General features: G+C 63.2%; 13 protein-coding genes and 1 riboswitch. Of the genes, 6 read left to right on the plus strand and 7 right to left on the minus strand.

Features of this window, described 5'->3' with window-relative positions; all coding sequences use genetic code 11:
- Window positions 1-105: 105 nt before the first annotated feature.
- Window positions 106-2,388 (plus strand): ATP-dependent Clp protease ATP-binding subunit ClpA, encoded by a 2,283-nt coding sequence (clpA, locus tag KWO_RS10465; RefSeq protein WP_010373572.1) that lies wholly within the window; start codon window positions 106-108, stop codon window positions 2,386-2,388.
- Between the two features lie 285 nt (window positions 2,389-2,673).
- On the opposite strand, the gene infA is transcribed toward clpA, so the two are convergent.
- The 4 genes from infA to trxB form a co-directional block, all read right to left on the minus strand.
- On the minus strand, window positions 2,674-2,892 hold the full coding sequence (infA, locus tag KWO_RS10470) for a translation initiation factor IF-1 (RefSeq protein WP_002813418.1): 219 nt from the start codon (window positions 2,890-2,892) through the stop codon (window positions 2,674-2,676).
- 80 nt (window positions 2,893-2,972) lie between these two features.
- Window positions 2,973-3,722, minus strand: coding sequence for a leucyl/phenylalanyl-tRNA--protein transferase (aat, locus tag KWO_RS10475; protein ID WP_010380812.1), 750 nt, complete (start codon window positions 3,720-3,722; stop codon window positions 2,973-2,975).
- Window positions 3,723-3,975: 253 nt separating this feature from the next.
- The gene (locus KWO_RS10480; protein ID WP_010380809.1) at window positions 3,976-5,094 is read right to left on the minus strand and encodes a GNAT family N-acetyltransferase; all 1,119 of its coding nucleotides are present in this window, start codon (window positions 5,092-5,094) and stop codon (window positions 3,976-3,978) included.
- 57 nt (window positions 5,095-5,151) lie between these two features.
- Complete coding sequence (gene trxB / locus KWO_RS10485) at window positions 5,152-6,120, minus strand: thioredoxin-disulfide reductase (protein ID WP_003482910.1); 969 nt, start codon at window positions 6,118-6,120, stop codon at window positions 5,152-5,154.
- 283 nt (window positions 6,121-6,403) lie between these two features.
- On the opposite strand from trxB, the gene KWO_RS10490 reads away from it, so the two are divergent.
- The 3 genes from KWO_RS10490 to lolA all read left to right on the plus strand — a co-directional run bounded on the left by KWO_RS10490 (window position 6,404) and on the right by lolA (window position 11,587).
- Window positions 6,404-8,761, plus strand: coding sequence for a DNA translocase FtsK (locus KWO_RS10490; RefSeq protein WP_010380806.1), 2,358 nt, complete (start codon window positions 6,404-6,406; stop codon window positions 8,759-8,761).
- Window positions 8,762-8,919: 158 nt separating this feature from the next.
- On the plus strand, window positions 8,920-10,851 hold the full coding sequence (locus KWO_RS10495) for a DUF3857 domain-containing transglutaminase family protein (protein ID WP_010373562.1): 1,932 nt from the start codon (window positions 8,920-8,922) through the stop codon (window positions 10,849-10,851).
- Between the two features lie 64 nt (window positions 10,852-10,915).
- Entirely contained in the window at window positions 10,916-11,587 is a 672-nt protein-coding gene (gene lolA / locus KWO_RS10500) for an outer membrane lipoprotein periplasmic chaperone LolA (RefSeq protein WP_017112868.1), read from the plus strand.
- Window positions 11,588-11,705: 118 nt separating this feature from the next.
- Here lolA and xopZ read toward each other — a convergent pair whose 3' ends face one another.
- Window positions 11,706-15,872, minus strand: a complete 4,167-nt coding sequence (xopZ, locus tag KWO_RS10505) for a XopZ family type III secretion system effector (RefSeq protein WP_010380804.1) — start codon at window positions 15,870-15,872, stop codon at window positions 11,706-11,708.
- Window positions 15,873-16,106: 234 nt separating this feature from the next.
- Here xopZ and KWO_RS10510 point away from each other — a divergent pair, with 234 nt between their 5' ends.
- Both KWO_RS10510 and crcB read left to right on the plus strand, forming a co-directional pair.
- Window positions 16,107-17,480: a replication-associated recombination protein A gene (locus tag KWO_RS10510; RefSeq protein WP_010380801.1), complete on the plus strand. Its 1,374-nt coding sequence runs from the start codon at window positions 16,107-16,109 to the stop codon at window positions 17,478-17,480.
- A gap of 2 nt (window positions 17,481-17,482) precedes the next feature.
- Window positions 17,483-17,551: riboswitch (Fluoride riboswitch) on the plus strand.
- A gap of 109 nt (window positions 17,552-17,660) precedes the next feature.
- A complete protein-coding gene (crcB, locus tag KWO_RS10515) occupies window positions 17,661-18,062 on the plus strand; it encodes a fluoride efflux transporter CrcB (RefSeq protein WP_017114189.1) in 402 nt (133 codons plus the stop codon).
- Between the two features lie 336 nt (window positions 18,063-18,398).
- Here crcB and KWO_RS10520 read toward each other — a convergent pair whose 3' ends face one another.
- Complete coding sequence (locus KWO_RS10520) at window positions 18,399-19,604, minus strand: acetyl-CoA C-acyltransferase (protein ID WP_017112864.1); 1,206 nt, start codon at window positions 19,602-19,604, stop codon at window positions 18,399-18,401.
- 169 nt (window positions 19,605-19,773) lie between these two features.
- Window positions 19,774-22,146 (minus strand): 3-hydroxyacyl-CoA dehydrogenase/enoyl-CoA hydratase family protein, encoded by a 2,373-nt coding sequence (locus KWO_RS10525; protein ID WP_017112863.1) that lies wholly within the window; start codon window positions 22,144-22,146, stop codon window positions 19,774-19,776.
- Window positions 22,147-22,158: the final 12 nt, after the last annotated feature.

Genomic DNA, 22,158 nt, shown 5'->3' on the forward strand with positions numbered 1-22,158 from the left:
GCTGCGATCACGTACTAACGCTGTCTGAACATGCCTATCCGATAGGGTTGTGGAAAATCCAAACAAAAGCCGCATATTGTTGGCAACAGCCGTTCGGAGTCACCAATGTTCAGCAAAGACCTAGAGCAAACAATTGGCCAGTGCTACAAGCGAGCACGCGAGGCGCGTCATGAGTTCATGACCGTCGAGCACCTGCTGCTCTCGCTGCTGGACAACCCTTCCGCACAAGCCGTGCTCAAGGCCTGCGGCGCTGATCAGGTGCGTCTGCACAACGATCTGGAACAGGCGATCGAAGCGTCGGTCTCGCGGCTGGCCGAAGACGATGGGCGCGATACGCAACCCACGCTGGGCTTCCAGCGCGTGCTGCAGCGCGCCGTTTATCACGTACAGTCCTCAGGCAAGAAGGAGGTGACCGGCGCCAACGTGCTGGTCGCGATCTTCGGTGAAAAGGACTCCCATGCGGTGTATTTCCTGAATCAGCAGGACATCACCCGCCTGGATATCGTCAATTATCTCTCGCACGGCATCGCCAAGCTGGGTGAGGACGGCGAGCAGCCGTCCGCGCCGGATGGCGAGTCCAAGAGCGAAGGCGGGGAGGGCGAAGCCAAGGGCGACGCGCTGGCCGAGTTCGCCACCAACCTCAACGAGCAGGCGCGCAACGGCAAAATCGACCCGCTAGTCGGCCGCGCCGATGAGATCGAGCGCACCATCCAGGTCCTGTGCCGCCGGCGCAAGAACAACCCGCTGTACGTGGGTGAGGCGGGCGTGGGCAAGACCGCGATTGCGGAAGGGCTGGCCAAGCGCATCGTCGACAACGATGTGCCGGAAGTGCTCGCCGATGCAGTGATCTACTCACTGGATCTAGGTGCACTGGTGGCTGGTACCAAGTACCGCGGCGATTTCGAAAAGCGCCTCAAGGGCGTGCTGGCCGCGCTGAAGAAGGTGCCCAATGCGGTGCTGTTTATCGACGAGATCCACACCATCATCGGTGCCGGCTCGGCGTCGGGCGGCACCATGGACGCCTCCAACCTGATCAAGCCGGCCCTGTCGTCGGGCGAGCTGCGCTGCATCGGCTCGACCACGTTCCAGGAGTATCGCGGCATTTTTGAGAAGGACCGTGCGCTGGCACGTCGCTTCCAGAAGATCGACATCGTCGAGCCGACCGTGGGCGAAACCTTCGAGATCCTGCAAGGACTCAAGCCCAAGTACGAGGCGCATCACGGCGTCACCTACGCCGATGATGCGTTGCAGGCGGCCGTGGACCTGTCGGTGAAGCATATCGGTGACCGCTTGCTGCCGGACAAGGCGATCGACGTGATCGACGAGGCCGGTGCGCGTCAGCGACTGCTGCCGGAAGGCAAGCGCAAGGAATTGATCGATATCGAAGAGATAGAGACGATCGTCGCCAAGATGGCGCGGATTCCCGCCAAGCAGGTTAGCGCGACCGACAAGGATGTGCTGCAGCATCTGGAGCGCAATCTGAAGATGGTGATCTTCGGGCAGAACCCGGCAATCGAAACGTTGGCCGGTTCGATCAAGTTGGCCCGTTCTGGCCTGGCCAATCCAGAGAAGCCGATCGGCAACTTCCTGTTTGCTGGTCCCACCGGTGTTGGCAAGACCGAGGTCACCAAGCAGCTTGCGCTGCAGCTGGGAATCGAGTTGGTGCGCTTTGATATGTCCGAGTACATGGAAGCGCACTCAATTAGCCGTTTGATCGGTGCGCCTCCTGGCTATGTCGGTTTCGATCAGGGTGGCTTGTTGACCGAGAAAATCGTCAAGACCCCGCACTGCGTGCTGCTGCTGGACGAGGTGGAAAAGGCGCATCCGGACATCTTCAACATCCTGTTGCAGGTCATGGACCGCGGCATCCTCACCGACACCAACGGGCGCGAGGCCAACTTCAAGAACGTGATCCTGGTGATGACGACCAATGCCGGTGCCACGCAGGCGTCGCGTCGGTCGATCGGCTTTACCAAGCAGGATCATTCCACCGATGCGATGGAATCGATTCGTCGCGGCTTCACGCCCGAGTTCCGCAACCGTCTGGATGCGATCGTGCAATTCCAGCCGCTGGGGTTCGACCACATCCTGCGGGTGGTGGACAAGTTCATCATCGAGCTGGAAATGCTGTTGCAGGAAAAGCACGTGTCGTTGTCTGCCACGCCGACCGCGCGCGACTGGCTAGCCCAGCACGGCTTCGATCCGCTGATGGGTGCACGCCCGATGTCGCGGGTGATCCAGGAGAAGATCAAGCGTCCGCTGGCCGACGAATTGCTGTTCGGCAAGTTGGTGGACGGCGGCCGGGTCAATATCGATGTCAAGGATGGCGAACTGATAGTCGAAGCGCATCCGGAGCCGGAGCGTCTGCTGCCTGCCACGGTGGATTGATCGCCACCCGCTGATTTGGCAGATAAGCAAAAGCCGCTCGAAAGAGCGGCTTTTTTACGTCTACAAAGTGGGACAAATGTCTGCGAGGTTGGCCACTTCATCGCTCGCATGGCGTTAGCACCGATGGCCCGGCGCGTCGCTTCTGTACTGGAACTGCCGGTGCCTCCTAGCCAAGGAACTGATCCGGAACAGTACGCGTCAACCATCATTCTGCATTGCGCACTGAAATCGCGGGCACGACAGAAAGCGGCCAGTGGCCGCCTTGCGTCTCAATACCAAAACCGCTTACTTCATGCGGTAGGTAATACGACCCTTGGTCAGGTCGTAAGGAGTCATCTCAACTTTGACCCGGTCGCCGGTCAGGATGCGGATGTAGTTCTTACGCATACGGCCGGAGATATGGGCGATGATCTCGTGCCCGTTCTCCAGCTTGACCCGGAACGTGGTGTTGGGAAGCGTCTCGCTGACGCTGCCTTCGAATTCAATGGAGTCGTCTTTCGACATGTAATCCTGTGCAATCACGGCTGGCCCGGTAGGGCCGTAAGGGACGACATTTTACGCGCCATCTCCCCGTGGTGCAAATTTTATGTTAAGCGGCCTTCACCCAGCGCGCTGGCAGGGCGTTCTCCGTAGCGCTCGGACCAGGCGCCGGGTGCGGCGGGTTGGGCGACCTGGAGTTCCACTTGCTGCAGAAACGGCGCACGCGGCAAACGCTGCGCGCCCAGGCTGAGCAGGTGTGGGTTCTCCACCTGGGCGTCGAGCAACGGCCAACCTTCTGCCTGCAGATACGCAGCCAACGCAGCCAGCGCCACCTTGGAGCCGCCGGTTTGGACGCTGAACATGCTTTCCCCGAAGAACATCTGGCCGATCGCAACGCCGTAGATGCCGCCTATCAGATGCGTGCCATCGAAGACTTCGAACGAGTGTGCATGGCCAAGCCGGTGCAATGCGATGTAGGCCTGCTGCATCGGCGCGGTGATCCAGGTGCCGTCCTGGCCTGGGCGCGGTACCGATGCGCAGGCATTGATCACCTGTTCGAAGGCGGTGTCGGCTCTTATGGTCCAGCTGCTGCTGCGGAGCTGGCGCTTGAAGCGCGACGACAGACGCAGCGCATCGGTGCGAAATACCATGCGCGGGTCAGGGCTCCACCATAGGATTGGCTGCCCGTCCGAAAACCACGGGAAGATGCCGTGCGTGTAGGCATTGAGCAGCCGCTGTGGCGACAGATCGCCGCCGATGGCGAGCAGGCCGTCCGGGTCGCGCAAGGCTTGCGCGGCCGGCGGAAACGGCGCCGCTGGATCGGGATCGAGCAAAAAGGGGAGGTGGCGCGTCATCCGGGCAGTTTAGAGCAGCTGATAAAACGACTGGTTTACCGCTAGGCGCGGCTGAGGACGATCCTCAGCCTCGGCACTTCCACGCACACGCTCCAACTCCTGCTCGCTGTTCGCGCTCATTCGATTACGGCTGGCTGCGATTAGTTGGTGGCGCTGCGTACGTGCGATGCAGCTCGCAGTGATGCGCCGCGCATACACAGGGCGGCGCAATCGTGCGCATTCAATCAGCGCCGCTAATACCCGCTGACTTGAATCAATCGCGAAACGGGCTGTGCTCGGAGAGGTCGCGTGCGTGTCGGGCCACGGCATCACGCTCGTCTGCGCACCACTGTGCCAGCGGTTCGCGAAAACCCGGGTCGGCGATCCAGTGCCGGCTACGCACCAGGGTCGGCAGGAAGCCGCGCGCAATCTTGTGCTCGCCTTGCGCACCCGGTTCGAAGCGAGTGAGGCCTTCGCGCAGGCAGTATTCGATGCCCTGGTAGTAACAGGTTTCGAAATGGAGGCCGGGCAGCGCTTTGCCACCCCAATAGCGGCCGTAAAGTGTGTCCTGCCCGCGAAGGCACAGCGCGCCGGCGATCTGTCGCCCGTCGAGCTCGGCCAGAAACATCACCATCTTGCGCGGCAGATGCTGCGCAAGATGGCGTAGGAACTCGGGCGTCAGCGCGGGCGAGTTGCCGTACTCGTTGAAGGTCTTGAGATAAAAGCCATACATCGCGTCCAGATCGGCGTCGCTGGCTTCATTGCCATGCACCACGCGCAGTTGCACGCCGGCGCGTTGCACCTTGGCGCGCTCCTGGCGGATGTTCTTGCGCCGCTTGTGGTCCATCGCCGCCAGGAATGTCTCGAAGTCGCTCCAGCCGCTGACGTTGTGCCAGTGGTATTGCAGGTCGTTGCGCTCCAGCCAGTCGGCATCGAAGGCGGCGTGTTCATCGGCTGGGTAGAAATTCACGTGTGCCGATGACAGCCCGCTGTGCTCTACCAACTCGCGCATCGCTGCCAGCAGGTAGCCACGCCACTTGGGCGCACCGAGCAGGCGCGGGCCGGTGACGGGCGAGTAGGGCACCCCGCATAGCCACTTGGGGAAGTACTCCTGCCCGTAGCGCGCATATGCATGTGCCCAGGCGTGATCGAACACGAACTCGCCATGCGAGTTGTTCTTCAGATACCCCGGTGCCGCGGCGACCAGAGTGTCGCTTTCCCACAAGGTCAGGTGCAGCGGGTTCCAGCCCCAATCCGGGCGCAGGCAGCCCTCGCGTTCCAGGCCTTGCAGAAATGCGTAGCTGATGAAGGGGTGCGTGCCATCGTGCAGCGCATCCCAGGCGCCAGCCGGAAGTTCGTCCAACTGGCGGCACCAGCGAGCGGACACGGTCATGTGGTCGGCCCGCCGGCGATGCTGGCCGCGTGGCGCGGCCGGCAATCAGGCGCCATCTCAGGCGCTCTTGTCGAGGAAACGCTCGGCGTCCAGCGCGGCCATGCAGCCGAAGCCAGCCGAGGTGATCGCCTGGCGGTAGTGCTGGTCAGCCACGTCGCCGGCGGCAAACACGCCGGCCACCGAGGTTTCGGTCGCCGCACCGTTCAGGCCGGAGCGGATCTCCAGGTAGCCGTTGTTCATCGCCAGCTGGCCATCGAACAACTGCGTGTTCGGGTGATGGCCGATGGCGACGAAGAAGCCGTGCGCATCGATGTCGCGGGTGCTGCCGTCGATGGTGGACTTGACCCGCACGCCGGTGACGCCGGCATCGTTGCCCAGAACCTCGTCGATGGCGTGGTGCCAGACGGTTTCGATCTTGCCGGCGGCCACCTTGGCGAACAGCTTGTCCTGCATGATCTTCTCGGCGCGCAGGGTGTCGCGGCGGTGCACCAGGTAGACCTTGCGGGCGATGTTGGACAGGTACAGCGCCTCTTCGACCGCGGTGTTGCCGCCGCCGACCACGACCACGTCCTGGTCCTTGTAGAAGAACCCGTCGCAGGTGGCACAGGCGGAAACGCCGCGGCCTTTGAAGGCTTCTTCGGTGGGGATGCCCAGGTACTTGGCGGTGGCGCCGGTGGCGATGATCAGCGCGTCGCAGGTGTACTCGGCGCCGTCGCCGATCAGCCGGAACGGGCGTTGCGACAGGTCTGCGGTGTGGATGTGGTCGAAGATGACCTCCGTCTCGAAGCGCTCGGCATGCGCCTGCATGCGGCTCATCAGGTCCGGGCCCATCAGGCCGTGGGGGTCGCCCGGCCAGTTGTCCACTTCGGTCGTGGTCATCAGCTGGCCACCTTGCTGCAAGCCGGTAATGACCACCGGCTTGAGATTGGCGCGGGCGGCGTAGACCGCGGCGGTCCAGCCGGCCGGGCCGGAGCCCAGTATCAGCAGGCGGGAATGCTTGGCGGGACTGGCAGAAGAGGCGCTCATGTATACTCGCGATCTAGGAATTGGTAGGGCAGGCGAAGTAATTCGCGCCCCTGTGGCGGCATAGAGTGGCGGTCCCCACCCGGTGAATCAAGGCGGCGCGATGGAACTGCTTGAACCGCAGATGGCATGGTCCGCCCAATCCACGTGCTCGACGCCGCCTTGTGCGGCGTTTTTCGTTAAGCGTTGTGCAGCTGGGTCATCGGTGCGCATGCAACTGCTGAAACCGTGGCCTCAGTCGTTTATTATCAAACACTAACAGCATTTTTCTAAGGTCTGGCTACAGGTGGCAAAGCAGGTTCCCGAACGCAGCAGCAAGCCCGCAGAGGGCAAACCGTCGGCGCGCAAGGCGGCGGTGGCGGACAATCCGCGGCGGCAGAAGCTCTGGCGCGATCTGGCGTTGATCGCGGTGGCGCCGTTGCTGCTGTATCTGCTGGCCAGCCTGTTCACCTATTCGGCGACCGACCCGGGCTGGTCGCGCACCGGTAATCTGATTGCGCCCATCCACAACATGGGCGGCCGGTTCGGCGCGCTGGCGGCCGACGTGCTGCTGCAGTTGTTCGGCTATGTGGCCTTCCTGCTCCCGGTGCTATTGGGGGCGGTCGCGTGGATCGCCCTGATCGGCGAGCGCGAGGAGCAAAGCCAGAGCGACCTGGGTCCGGCGCTGCGCCTGGTCGGCATGGTGGGCTTCCTGATTTCCTCGACCGGCTTCCTGCACCTGCGCCTGTTCCAGGGCGAAGTGGCCGAGGCCGGCGGTATCCTGGGCAAGTTGGTGGCCGGCTCGCTCAGCTCCGGCTTCGGCGCCTTGGGCGCGAACCTGTTCGTGCTGGTGCTGCTGCTGGTGTCGATCACCCTGGCCACCGGTTTGTCGTGGTTTGCGGTGATGGAGCGCATCGGCAAATGGGTGCTGGCGCTGGGGCCGCTGATGCAGCGCAAGACCCATCAGGCCACCGAGTGGCAGCAGACCCGGGTGATGCGCGAGGAACGCGAGGAAGTGCGCAAGGTCGATGCGGTCAAGCAGGCCAAGCGCGAACCGGTGAAGATCGAGCCGCCGCCGGCACCGGTGGTGGAAAAAAGCGAGCGCGCCAAGCGCGATACCCAGATCCCGATGTTCCAGGGCGTCAGCACCGACGGTTCAGACCTGCCGCCGCTGGCGTTGCTGGACGACCCCAAGCCACAGGCCAAGGGCTATTCGGAAGAAACCCTGGAAACGCTGTCGCGGCAGATCGAGTTCAAGCTCAAGGATTTCCGCATCGAAGCGCAGGTGGTTGGGGCCTATCCGGGCCCGGTGATCACCCGCTTCGAAATCGAACCGGCACCGGGCATCAAGGTCAGCCAGATCAGCTCGCTGGACAAGGACATCGCGCGCGGGTTGTCGGTGAAGTCGGTGCGTGTGGTGGACGTGATTCCCGGCAAGTCGGTGATTGGCCTGGAAATTCCCAACGTCAGCCGCGAGATGATCTTCCTCTCCGAGTTGCTGCGCTCCAAGGAATACGACAAGTCGGCCAGCCCGCTGACGCTGGCCCTGGGCAAGGACATTGCCGGCCGGCCGACCGTGGCCGACCTGGCGCGCATGCCGCATTTGCTGGTCGCCGGTACCACCGGCTCGGGCAAGTCGGTGGCGGTCAATGCGATGGTGCTGAGCCTGTTGTTCAAGGCTTCGCACAAGGAACTGCGCATGCTGATGATCGACCCGAAGATGCTCGAACTGAGCGTCTATCAGGGCATCCCGCATTTGCTGGCGCCCGTGGTCACCGACATGAAGGAGGCCGCCAACGGCCTGCGCTGGTGCGTGGCCGAAATGGAGCGTCGCTACAAACTGATGAGCGCGGTGGGCGTGCGTAACCTTGCCGGCTTCAATAAGAAGATCAAGGACGCCATCGATGCCGGTCAGCCGATGATGGACCCGCTGTTCAAGCCGAACCCGGAGCTGGGCGAAGCGCCACGGCCGTTGGAGACATTGCCGTTCATCGTCATCTTCATCGACGAATTCGCCGACATGATGATGATTGTCGGCAAGAAGGTAGAAGAACTTATTGCCCGCCTGGCGCAGAAGGCACGCGCAGCCGGCATCCATTTGATCCTGGCCACGCAGCGGCCGTCGGTGGACGTGATTACCGGTTTGATCAAGGCCAATATCCCGACCCGCGTGGCGTTCCAGGTCAGTTCCAAGATCGACTCGCGCACCATCCTCGACCAATCCGGGGCCGAGGCGCTGCTGGGTAACGGCGACATGCTGTATCTGCCGCCGGGCACCGCATTGCCGGACCGCGTGCATGGCGCGTTCGTCAGCGACGAAGAAGTGCATCGCGTGGTCGAACATCTCAAGGCCAGCGGGCCGGTGTCCTACGTCGAAGGCGTGCTGGACGAAGTGCAGACCATGGGCGATGGCACCGTGGTTGGTGCGACCGGCTTGCCGGAAAGCAGTGGCGGCGGTGGCGACGAATCCGACCCCTTGTACGACGAAGCCTTGCGCATCGTCACCGAGACCCGGCGTGCGTCGATCTCTGGCGTGCAGCGGCGTTTGAAGATCGGCTACAACCGCGCCGCACGTCTGATCGAAGCGATGGAAGCGGCCGGCGTGGTCAGCCCGCCCGAGCACAACGGCGACCGCACCGTGTTGGCGCCGCCGCCGCCGAAGTAAGTGCCTGCGGTATCGGTGCACGCTGCCGGATGTGTTACTGATTGAAGAAGGCTACCGCGTGCATCAATGCGGCATTGTTGGAAGTCCGTGCCTGTCATTGCCGGGCACAACGGCTACCCTGTGCGTGAGGGCCGCGCCGGCCGCCGTGATCGAGACCCATGTTGCATCGTCCCTTGTTGTTGCTTGTGCTGTTCATCTGCGTACCGTTGCTCGCCCAGGCCCAGGCCGAGCAACGGTCCGCGCCCACAGCTGCTGTGGCGCGCACGCAGGCCGACACCAACTACAGCTTCGTGCGCTACCGCGCCGACTATGAAGTGCGTGCCGATGCCAGCAGCGTGGAGACCGACGAGTACGAGATTCTGCTCAACACCAAATCGGCGGTGGAGCAGTTCAGTCAGGTCCGGCTGAGCTACAGCGAAAAGATGGAAACGCTGGAAGTGCTGCAGGCGTATACCGTCACGGCCGAAGGGCTGCGTCAGGATGTGGCGGCCGACAAGATCTACACCCAGGAAAGCTATTCCAGCGCCTCGGCGGCGATGTATGCCGACCGCAAGGTCAAGGTGGTGGTGTTCCCGAATCTGGCGCCGGGCGCGCGCATTGTCTACCGGGTGCGGCGCGCGCAGAACACGCCGTATTTCCCCGGCTACTTCAGCTTGTGGGAGACCTTCAGCGTGTTCGCGCAGTACGACGACGCGGTGGTCACGCTGGTCGCGCCGAAGTCGCTGCCGATGCATCTTTCCGCGCGCGGGCTGCAGGGCAGCAACAAGCCGGTAGTGCGTGGCGACCAGGCACGCTGGGAGTGGCGCTACCAGCGCACCGCGCCGATGAAAAACCAGAACTGGAGCGCGGCCACCTGGGAGTTCAGCCCCACCTTGATGGCCAGCACCTTCGATAGCTGGTCGCAGATGGGCCTGGCGTATCACGTCAAAGGCGGGCGCGCGGCTGCGGTGACGCCGGCGATCCAGGCGCTGGCCGATGAGGTGACCCGCGGCATCGACGCACCGCGTGTGCAGGCAGCCGCGCTGTATGCCTGGGTCGCGCGCAACATCCGCTATGTCGCGGTGTATCTGGGCAATGGCGGGCTGGAACCCAACAGTGCAGGCAGCATCCTGGCCAACCATTACGGTGATTGCAAAGACCACACCGTGATTCTGGAGGCGTTGCTTGCGGCCAAGGGCATTGCCAGCACGCCGGTGCTGATCGGCGCCGAGGGCGGGCCGACGCTGCCGGACATTCCGGTGCTGGGCCGCTTCAATCACGCCATCACTTACATTCCCGCGTTCGATCTGTATGTCGATTCGACCAACCCATATGCGCGCTTCGGCCAGTTGCCTGCCGGCGATCTCGATGCGCCGGTGGTGCATACGCGCGACGGCAAGGTCACGCAGACGCCGCCGAACGACCGCAAGGTCAATCGCTATGTTGCCCGCACCGAATACCGATTCGCGCCGCAAGGGGGCCTGCAGGGCATGACCACGCTCGACAGCGGGCAGACCGGCGAAGTGGGCCTGCGCGCGATGTTCGTGCAGCTCAATGCGCAGAATCGCAACCGCATCGAAGAGTCGATCCTTGCTCAGTCCGGTTTCGACGGCACCGGCGATCTGCTGATCCAGGGCGACCCGCTGGATCTGGATGCGCCATTCAATTATCGCTACACCTTCCAGGCCAAGGATGCGGTGGATTTTTCCGTGGTCGGCGGCATGACCTTGCCGGACATGCCGGGTGCCGAATCGATCCGCGCGATCTACACCACCACCTCGGCCGAAGACAATCTGACCCCGTTCTACTGCAACGACAGCGTGCGCGAAGAGACCTATGTGGTGAGCTTTCCCGACACGGTGCCGATCATCGCCATCCCGCGCAGCAGTACCTTTCGCAATGCCGCTGGCGAATATGTGGTCGATTGGAAACGCGATGGGCAGACGGTAACCGCCGTGCATCGCCTGCAGCGCGCCGCCGTGCGTGGGCCGCAGGCGTTGTGCCAGCCGCAGGATTACCGCGCGTTCCGCGAGTTGTACCAGCAGGTGCGGCGCGGCTTTCGCGGGCAGATCGTGTATGGCGATTTGTCCAAGGTGCAGACAGCGCACTGAGCCAAATCGCCGCGCACGCGCCTCCATCTGAACATCCCGTGCAATAGCGCTCGCCCATTCATCTATGAAGTATCAGAATCCACGCATGTCCTTCTGGAAAACCGCGATGCATCGCCAGCTCCGTTATGCCGTCCTTGCCACTGCTCTGCTCGCCAGCACCGCCATTGCCGGGGCGCGCCAGGAGCTGGACACCTTCACGCGTGGCTTGAAGGGTCTGGATGGACAGTTCAGCCAGCGCGTCACCGATGCGAATGGCAAGGTCAAGGAAAATTCGAGCGGGCGGGTTGCCTTGGCAACCCCGCGTCAGTTCCGTTGGGAATATGCCAAGCCCTACAAGCAGCTGATCGTGGCCGATGGGAAGAAGGTGTGGGTGTTCGACCCGGATCTGGAGCAGGTCACCGTGCGCGCACAAGGCAGCGAGGAACAGAACAGCCCGCTGGTCGCATTGATCAACCCGGCACTTCTGGACAAAAAGTACGACGTCAGCGAAGAAGCCGCGCCGCGCGACGGGCTGCAATGGTTGTCGTTGACGCCCAAGGTGGACACCGACGCCAGCTTCCAGATGGCTTCGTTAGGATTCGGCAAAGATGGCCTGGCCAAGATGGAAGTGGTGGATGCAGTCGGCCAGCGTACCGCGATCAGCTTCAGCGGTTGGAAGCGCAACCCGGCCTTTGCGGCAGACACCTTCCGTTACACGCCAGCCAAGGGCGTGGATGTGGTGGGCGACGCGCAGTAAGCGCATCCGTGGGATGCCCGGCAGGACGGCGTGGCGTAGCGATCGGTCGTTGCGTCCAAGAGCGCAACAGTTGTTATGACGCGACCGGAACCGCGCCGTTAGGGCAACGCCGGCAGCGCTACGGGACTGGCTCGTAGGGAATCCATTGACCGACCGTGCGCATCGCTTCGGCGGATTGGTTGGTCTGGCGTTTGACGAAGAAATCAATTCCGCGTTCGCGTTGGCGTTTTCCCTTTTCGCGCAAGATCAGGATGGTCGGTTCCCAGATGCTTGGGTTGCTGATCAGCTCATCGAAGGCGCGATCGGCTTCCGCCGCTTGCGCTTCGCATCCGGCGACCCGCAATAGCTGGGACTGCGCGCGCAATGCGTCCAGACGTGGCGCGGCTTCTGCCTGCAACACCCAGTCCACGATCAGCGAGGCGAATTTGTTGTCTTGCATATGGATGCGGACCCGGTCGACGAAGTCCTGCAACTGTCGCTCGGCCACCATGTAGAGCCGCTGGTCGTCGACCTTGCCTTGCAGTTTGGAGATTCCGTAGTGGGTCCATAACTGCCAGTTGCGTTTTACTTCCCGTTCGAACGATGCGACGTCGAAGAATTCGAAGCCACGATCGGTGCGTACAGGATCGATTTCGTTATTGAACATCCACAAGGTGGAGAACGTGTTGCTGCCGGCCGAGTGCACTTCTCTGCTATAGCCGAGATCGAGCGCGGCCATGGAGAGACGCGCGATGGGGTTAGGCGGCGCATTGCCAGTGCTTGGCTGCGTCCACTGCTGTGCGACGAGACTGGCCGATGCGCGCCCTGCGATCTCTACCCTGGATTGCGCACTCGAATCTTTAAGTACCATCGTCATGTAGCCTTCGATCGGCGTCTGCGTACGGGAAGTTTCCCGTCGTGCTTTGATGCCGAGCGAAGCCCCCAGGGTCGCGCGACGCGGTCGGCCGTCCATGTTTCCCACCCTCACGCCTGCGGCGACGCTGACGCTGGATTCGGTGGTCGAGGAATTGCGCTCGGCATGGCCGATCAGGCCGACTGTGATGCTGGGGTGGTGTGCCAGCAACTCCGCCAGAAAATCGCGCTCGGTCAGCTGGGCTGTATCGCCGCCGGATTGCTCAGCCAGTTGCAGCAGGTGTTCAAACATGGCCAGGAATTGCGCGCGTTGCTCCAATTCCTGGCCTTTGCCTCGCCGTGGCACGCGGATCTGCACGCCATGTTCGACGCCCGATTCCTTTTTGATGCGCCAGTCGGCTGCTCCGGTGATACCCACCGGTGCCCGTTCTGTGCCCGGCAGCAACACGCCCGCATTAATGCCCGTACTGGCCTGGAACTGACGTGCCTTCTGCTGTCCTATCTGCAGCGACAGCCCGGTCCGGCCCATGTAAATCTCCACCGAGCGATCAGAACTGATTTGACCGCCTGCGGACAGTCTCAGTCCCAGCCCGCTGGGGATGATGGCAAGCGCGGCCGACAGCGGCGTCGTATTGAGCCCGATCACCCGCTGCTCGGTGATCCGCAGCTTATCGCGCCATTCCAATCGTTCCATCACGTTGCGCAGGCAGGCAAATAGCGCACGTGGCGACCTGACGCGGGATGTGTCGCCCTCATGCAAAAAGCGGCTGGCGTTACCAACGGCCTGATGAAAGTTGTTGCGCGCGACCGAAGCCAGTTCCTTACCCAAGTGCGCTGCGCCGTCCGGTGTGTCGATCGGCTGTACGGGGTGGTCGAGCAGGCCGCGTTGGATCAGGCGCAGCGTTTCCGGCAGGCGCACGCGGCCGGTACGTAGCGCAACCCAGGCAGACGCGATCGCCGGATGGCACGCTGCCGGTTGCCGATCATCGGTCGTGCTCAGCGAAGCAGTCACCGAGTCCTGCAGCTCCAGAGCGCGCTGTTCGATCTCGGCCAACACCTTGGCAGTGAAGATCAGGTCGGTCGCGTTCTGCTCGTGCGGGAGCCACTGCACGTATTCCGACAGCGCCTGCATCGCCAACTCATCCTGCGACGGCAACTGCCCACAGGCCGATTGAGTGTGGCGACGCGCAACGAGCCAACTGGTCAAGTGGCCGGCCGCTTCGCGAAAAGCGTCGTTGGCACGCCGCACAGCAGTCGGCAGTGCTTCAGATGCGCCGACCTTCATTCCCAGCTTGAGCGCATTGAAGGGGTTGAGGGCGCGCTTGCCCCGCGTTTCGCCGCCAGCTACCGCCCACTGCGCAAACATCTGCAGGCTTGCGTTGACGCGCGCATAGGGCGAACCAGCCCGGGTGGTTTCATAACCGTTGCGGAAGGCATGGAATGCGCTGCGCTGGGCATCCGTTGCAGACTGCAGGCCCTGCAGCGGCGTTGCACCATGCACGGCATGCCGCGCTCCCATTTGCGCATCGGCCAACCAGGCGCGTTCGGCCTGTTCTGCGTCCGGCGTCAGTGCAAGCCGGTGGCTGGCGCGCAGATAGACCTGCGCTGCTTCCAGCCACTCCCTGGCTGGGGATGTGGGTTGTTCGCACAGAGTGTGCAACAGAACCTGCATGCCGCGCGGAACGCTGGCCAACAAGCCGACGCAGGTGGTGACGGCCTCCATCGGCGGGACCGCCTCGGCAGCGTTGGAGACCTGTGGTGGCGGAATCAGCTCGCGCAACTGCACCTCGCCCAGGCGTTGCAGCACGTTGGCCGCTTCCGTAGCGTCGCCCTCGCTGGCGATCGATAACGCCTGAAGGGCGATGTTCAATGCGTCGACTGGCTGCAAGGCGTCGGTCCCGAATGCAGCGCTGCGGCCCTGCAGACCGCCAGCCCAGGTGCGAAGGATCTGTCGACTCATCGGGCCGATCGTGTCTTCGCGAAAGCCGGGCAGTGCATCGAGCAGGGCCGCCATGGCGTCGGCGACGCTATCGTCAGGTGCGCGCCGAGCCTCATTGGCCGGCGGCTGCGCGGCTGCAGTTTCCACCGCGCGCTGCATGTCGCCGTTCGCTGCTTCCAGCGCGCTGACTGTTTGTTCGTGCTGCCACAACTCCTTTGTGTTGACACGCGACGAGTGCTGCGCTTGCTGCAGTTTTGCCTCGACCTGGGCGAGGCGCTCCTGTAGGCGCCGCGCATTCCGCTGGCAGCGCTCGGCATGCACGCGTTGTAGGGACAGCATCTGTTCGTCGCGCACCAGCTGAGTGCGCAGCACCTGCATTTCTTGTCTTTGCTCTGCGGCAAGGTGAGACGCAAGCGTGCGGGGTGCCGGCGCACTGGCAGAACTGCTTGCTTGCTCCGACTGCAACGCATCGCGCGCTTGTGCATACGCGCTCTGTAACTGCTCGATCTGCGCATTCGTACGCGCGAGTGCTTGTTGTGCTTGTGCTGCCTGCGCCGAGCCGCGGCCGAAGAAGACCGCCTTGGCCTGCGCATGGCCGCGCGCGCGCGCGTCCTGCAATGCATTTTCGAGGCGAGTGCAGGTGAGCTGCAGTGGTGAGGAATCGGCGCCCTGATGCGTGATGACCGAGGATGGGGACGCCTGGGCCATGACAGCGCGCGCCTGCGGATCGACCGGTCGCGCATGCAACGCGGCGTGTGCGGAGAGAATCTTCGACTCAAGATCGCGTATCGCGGCCGACACCGCATCGGTTTGCACATTGCATCCATGCAGCTGTTGCAGCAGCTCGGCGCGTTCGCGCGTCAGCCCGCTGATGCTGTCGCTGAGATTGGCGGCGCGCCGGGCTCTCAGTGCCAGCTGCTCGCGTGCGGCCTCTAGCGTCTGTGCATGTGCGTACTTCAATTCGTCACGGCGACGCCGGGAAATCCGTGCGGCCAAGTCGTGATTGGATTGTTCCAGCCGGCATATCAACGCTCCATTGAGATCCTGGGTGGCATTGGGCGGCGGCAGCGCTGCTTGCGGAGGACGTGCGGCACTGGCGTCGCTGTCCGATGGATCGGCTGGCCGGTTCCGTTCGCACTGCGCCGAGGAATAGCGCAGCAGCGTCGCGTGTGGTTCGGGCGTGCCACTCCTCAGGCCCAGTAGCTCCGCGGCCTTCCCGAAGGGCCGCAGGAGCGTGTGTCTGCGCTTGGGAGCTGCTTTCAATCCGGGCTCGACAACGCTCGCCTGCGACGCTTGCTCAAGCAGCGTCGCGGACCAAGCCAGCGGATCGTCCTGTGCCTGGATCAGTTCTGCTTCGAACGCAAGTGGATCGGGCGTCGCCAGTTTGTTGTGCGTCTGCCGCCTTGCCGAATGTTTGGATGGATGCGAGATGGTCTCGGCCATTCCTGGAAGGCAAGCGGCGATGGCGGAGGGGCGGAGCGGAATACGGGGCATGGTGGACTCCGTGCGCGGATCGAGTCGCTGGCACTTGCGCCGCTTGCGGCCGATGCCAGGTGCATGCAAGCGATGCATGCGGTCACTGGTTACTTAATAACAGTATTGCGCTGCGCGTTCGTGGCGTTGCAGCTGCGCGAAGTGGTCGCTTGGAAAGAGAATGTCAGCGTCTGCCCGCGATGGTTGAACACTGCGTTGTGGAACGTCCACCAGTCGCAGGCGTTAGAATGAAGCGTGAGCAAACACACACTTCCCGACTCGGTTACGCCTGATCTGTTGCATGTCGATCGCAGCGCCATGGGGCCGTTGGCAGAGCGCATGCGGCCGCGCACGCTGGACGAAATGGTGGGGCAGAAGCGCTTGCTGGCTCCGGACAGCGCATTGCGCCGTGCGGTCGAATCCGGTCGCGTGCATTCGATGATCCTGTGGGGCCCGCCTGGCTGCGGCAAGACCACACTGGCCTTGTTGCTGGCGCACTATGCAGATGCCGAATTCAAGGCAATTTCGGCGGTGCTGTCGGGCTTGCCGGAAGTACGCCAGGTGCTGGCCGAGGCCGCACAACGTTTTGCCGGCGGCCGCCGCACGGTGTTGTTCGTCGATGAGGTACATCGCTTCAACAAGGCGCAGCAATATGCGTTCTTGCCGCATATCGAGCGCGGCACGATTCTGTTCGTCGGCGCGACCACTGAAAACCCTTCCTTCGAATTGAACTCCGCGTTGCTGTCGCGCTGCCGCGTACATGTGCTGGAAGGCGTGTCGCCGCAGGACATCGTCGAAGCCTTGCAACGTGCCTTGCACGATGCAGAGCGCGGCTTGGGCCAGCAAACGATCCAGGTCAGCGAGGCGGCGCTGCTGGAAATCGCCAGCGCCGCCGATGGCGATGTGCGCCGGGCACTGACACTGCTGGAAATTGCTGCGGAACTGGCGATGGGCGAGGGTGGCGAGATCACACCGCGAACCCTGCTGCAGGTGCTGGCCGACCGCACGCGCCGCTTCGACAAGAACGGCGAGCAGTTTTACGACCAGATTTCGGCACTGCATAAATCCGTACGCAGTTCCAACCCGGATGCGGCGCTGTACTGGCTGACGCGCATGCTCGATGGCGGTTGCGACCCGGCGTATCTGGCGCGGCGGCTGACCCGCATGGCGATCGAGGATATCGGCCTGGCCGATCCGCGCGCGCAGAGCATGGCGCTGGAAGCGTGGGACATCTACGAGCGCCTCGGTAGCCCGGAAGGCGAGTTGGCCTTCGCACAGCTGGTGCTGTACCTGGCCAGCACCGCCAAATCCAACGCCGGCTACGCGGCCTTCAATCAGGCCAAGGCCGAAGTGCGTGCCACCGGCACGCAAGAGGTGCCACTGCACCTACGCAACGCACCGACCAAGCTGATGAAGACGCTGGGTTACGGCCAGGACTATCAATACGACCATGATGCCGAAGGCGGCATCGCGCTGGATCAGACCGGCTTCCCGGATGCGATGGGCGAGCGCGTGTACTACAACCCGGTGCCGCGCGGGATGGAGATCAAGCTGAAAGAAAAGCTCGATCGGCTGCGCGAGGCCCGCGCGCGGGCGCGGGCTGACAAGGCCGGCAAACCCACGGCATAATCGCCCGTACAGGAGATGGCATTCCTCCTTGAACCGCACGCGCCCTGCGCGCTGATGATGCCTGCTCACCCCCGCCGGGGCGGCAGGTCTGTGCCCCGGCATCGCTCTTGACTCAGGATGGATGACGCCGATGTTGCACGCTATTTCTTCGATGACGCTTCCCGATTGCGGGGTTCGCGCATGAACGCACCGGTGTGGTGGCAACAGCTTTTGCTGGCGATGACCGGCGGCGCGCTGGGTTCCGGTCTGCGTTTTGCGATTGGTACATCGCTGATCCAGCGCTTCGGTACCGGCTTTCCGTGGGGAACGCTGACGGTGAACCTGGCCGGTTCATTCGTCGCCGGTGTGTTGTTGGTCTGGCTGGATGCCCGCGGACCATCGAGCTGGCCGCTGCGGGCCTTGTTGATCGTCGGCGTGATCGGCGGACTGACCACGTTTTCGTCGCTGATGATGGAGTGCCTGGTGTTCGCGCGCACCGATCGCTCGACGATGATCGGCATCTATCTGGCGGTGACCTTACTGGCGGGACTGGCGCTGGTCTTTGCGGGTGCGCGTACCGGTCAATGGTTGGTGGCGCGCTGAGCGCAGCTGCTTAATTGCTGTTGCGTGTGGCGGCTGCATCCGCAGTCGTGTGCGCGTTCGAAATCGATAGTTTCAGATGCTGCAGCGACGGTGCCGGTGCATCAGCAAAGAAAGCATAGCGCTTCCAGAGGGCGTGTTCTGTGTCGGGCTGTCCGACACAATTTCGGTGAAACGTTGTCGACCAATACCGAAAGGGCGTGCTTGCGCACGCCCTTTCGGTAAGACCATTGCGATGCAAGTGGCTGAAAAACTCGTAGCCGCAGGCCTTGCACGCCTCAAGCAACAGCTTGCAGCACCAGATCGACCCGGAAGGGCGATCCAGTCACGCAAGGCGCCTTACAGCGCTTCGATGATGCCAGCCGCGCCCATGCCGGTGCCGATGCACATGGTGACCATGCCGTACTTCTGCTGACGACGACGCAGGCCGTGCACCAGCGTGGCCGCACGGATTGCGCCGGTCGCGCCGAGTGGGTGGCCGAGCGCGATGGCGCCACCCAGCGGGTTGACCTTGGACGGATCCAGTTCGCTGTCGCGAATCACCGCCAACGCCTGTGCGGCGAAAGCTTCGTTGAGCTCGATCCAGTCGATCTGGTCTTTGGTCAGGCCGGCCTGTTTGAGTGCCTTGGGAATGGCGGCGATCGGGCCGATGCCCATCACTTCCGGGCGCACACCGGCGACCGAGAAGCTGACGAAACGGGCCAGCGGGGTCAGGCCGTAATCCTTGATCGCCTGCTCGGAGGCCAACAGCACCGCACCTGCGCCATCGCTCATCTGCGACGAGTTACCGGCCGTGACGCTGCCACCGAACTGGCCATTACGGAACACCGGGCGCAGCTTGGCCAAGCCTTCGAGCGAGCTGTCCGGACGCGGGCCTTCGTCTGTATCGACCAGGCGCTTGCGCAGCGCGATGACGTTACCGGCCAGGTCGGGCTGATGCGAGTGGATTTCGTACGGAGTGATTTCGTCGCGGAACTCGCCAGCGGCGATTGCGGCGATGGCCTTCTGATGCGACGCCAGCGCGAAGGCATCCTGATCTTCGCGCGACACCTTCCACTCTTCTACGACCTTCTCGGCGGTGATGCCCATGCCATAGGCAATGGCGACATGGTCGTCGGCGAACACGCTCGGCGACATCGCGACCTTGTTGCCCATCATCGGCACCATTGACATCGACTCGGTACCGCCGGCCAGCATCAGATCGGCATTGCCCAGACGGATCTGGTCGGCCGCCATGGCGATGGCCTGGATGCCGGACGAACAGAACCGGTTAATGGTCTGGCCGGCCACCGAATTCGGCAAGACTGCCAGCAGCACGCCGATGCGCGCCACGTTCATGCCTTGCTCGCCCTCGGGCATGGCGCAACCGATGATCGCGTCGTCGATACGCGACAGATCGATACCCGGCGCCTGCGCGACCACTGCGCGCAAGACGTGCGCCAGCATGTCGTCGGGACGGGTATTGCGGAACACGCCTTTCGGCGCCTTGCCCACTGGCGTACGCGTGGCGGCAACGATGTAGGCTTCTTGGATCTGCTTGCTCATGGCTATCTCCGATTGCCGGGATTGGGGATTCGGGATTTGGGATTTGGGATTCGTCAATGCCAATCCCGATGTCCGAATGGTCCAACCCGGCGGATAAATTTGGTGGAAGCGAAGGTCGTGCAGGGCTGGGGAATCGCCGTCGCGAATCCCCACTCCCGAATCACCAATCTCAGTTCCTCAACGGCTTCCCCGTCTTGAGCATGTGCCCAATCCGCGCCTGGGTCTTTTCCTGCTGGGCCAGTTCGACGAAGTGCTTGCGCTCCAGCTTGAGCAGCCATTCTTCGTCCACCAACGCGCCGCGATCGACTTCGCCGCCGCACATCACCGTGGCGATGCGGGTGGCGATTTCATAGTCGTATTCGCTGATGAAACGGCCTTCCAGCATGTTGACCAGCAGCATCTTGAAGGTGGCGATGCCGACGTCGCCGGCGACCTGGATGCGGCGTGCCGGCAGCGGGGCGCGGTAGCCGCCCTCGGCCAATGCGCGCGCTTCGGCCTTGGCGATGTGCAGCGCCTCAAAGCTGTTGAACACGACCTTGTCGGTGGCACGCAGCAGGCCCAGTTCCTGGGCGTTGACCGCCGAGTTGGAGACCTTGGCCATTGCAACGGTTTCGAAGGTCTTCTTCAGCTCGGCGAACACATCGCCGCCCGGACCTGCGGCAACCGACGCACGCACCGCGATTTCCTTCAAGCCGCCGCCGGCCGGCAGCAAACCGACGCCGGCTTCGACCAGGCCGATGTAGCTTTCCAGCGAGGCGACGGTCTTGGCGCTGTGCATCTGGAATTCGCAACCGCCGCCCAGCGCCAGACCGCGCACGGCTGAAATCACCGGCACCTGCGCGTACTTGATGCGCTGGCTGGTGGCCTGGAAGTTGGCGACCAGCGCTTCGAACGCATCGACCTTGCCGGCCTGCAGCAGGCCAAGCGCGCCGGCCAGATCGGCACCGGCGGAGAAGGGCTCCTTCTGCTGCCAGATCACCAGACCAGCGAAGTCCTTCTCGGCGCGTCCAACGACTTCCTGCAAGCCGTTGAGCACGTGGTCGGAGACGGTGTTCATCTTGGTCTTGAAGCTGACCACCGCAATATCGTCGCCGTCATGCCACATGCGCACGCCGTCGTTTTCGAACACGGTTTCGCCCGGCGAGAACTGCTCGCCCAGTAACGGATCGGGGAAGCGTTGACGCTTGTACACCGGCAATGCCGAACGCGGCAGCTTGGCATCGCGCGCGGGGCTGTACGACCCTTCGGGGCCATGCACGCCACCACGGCCATCGAACACCCAGTTCGGCAGCGGCGCGCTGCTCATGCTCTTGCCATTGGAAATGTCTTCGGCAATCCACTGCGCCACCTGCTTCCAGCCGGCGGCCTGCCAGGTTTCGAACGGGCCCAGCGACCAGCCGTAGCCCCAGCGGATCGCCAGATCCACATCGCGTGCGGTCTCGGCGATATCGGCCAGATGGAAGGCGCTGTAGTGGAACAGGTCGCGGAACGTCGCCCACAGGAACTGCGCCTGCGGGTGCTGGCTTTCGCGCAGCTTGGCGAACTTTTCCGCCGGGTTCTTGACCTTGAGGATCTCGACCACTTCCGGTGCGGCAGTGCGATCGGCGGCGCGGTAATCCTGCTTCTGCAGGTCCAGCACCACGATGTCCTTGCCGACCTTGCGGAAGATGCCGGCGCCGACCTTCTGGCCGAGCGCGCCCTTGGCGATCAGCGCATCCAGCCACTTCGGCGATGTGAAGTAATGATGCCACGGGTCGTCCGGCAACGTGTCGCCCATGGTCTTGATCACGTGCGCCATGGTGTCCAGGCCGACCACGTCCGAGGTGCGGTAGGTGGCCGACTTCGGGCGACCGACCAGCGGGCCGGTCAGCGCATCGACTTCATCGAAGCCCAGGCCGAATTCCTGCGTGTGGTGGATGGTGGACAGGATCGAGAACACACCGATGCGGTTACCAATGAAGTTCGGCGTGTCCTTGGCATACACAACGCCCTTGCCGAGCGTGGTGACCAGGAACGCTTCCAAACCTTCGAGCACAGCCTTGTCGGTGCCCTTGGCCGGGATCAACTCGGCCAGGTGCATGTAGCGCGGCGGGTTGAAGAAGTGCACGCCGCAGAACCGGTGACGCAGCTGTTCCGGCAGCACATCCGACAATTTGTTGATGCCCAGGCCCGAGGTGTTGGAGGCCAGCACCGCATGCTCGGAGACAAACGGGGCGATCTTCTTGTACAGGTCCTGCTTCCAGTCCATACGCTCGGCAATTGCTTCGATGATCAGATCGCAATCGCGCAGTTGTTCCAGACCACTCTCGTAGTTGGCCGGCGTGATCGCCTCGGCCAGCGCCTTGCTGGCGAGCGGGGCAGGGCTCAGCTTTCCGAGATTGGCAATCGCCTTGAGCACGATACCGTCGGCCGGGCCTTCGTTGGCAGGCAGGTCGAACAGCACGGTGTCGACACCGGCATTGGTGAGGTGGGCGGCGATCTGCGCGCCCATGACGCCGGCACCGAGCACGGCGGCACGACGGACTAGCAACGGATTGGACATAGCGACAAGCCT

This window comes from Xanthomonas vasicola pv. musacearum NCPPB 4379, from assembly GCF_000277895.2.
Classification (GTDB): Bacteria; Pseudomonadota; Gammaproteobacteria; order Xanthomonadales; family Xanthomonadaceae; genus Xanthomonas; species Xanthomonas vasicola.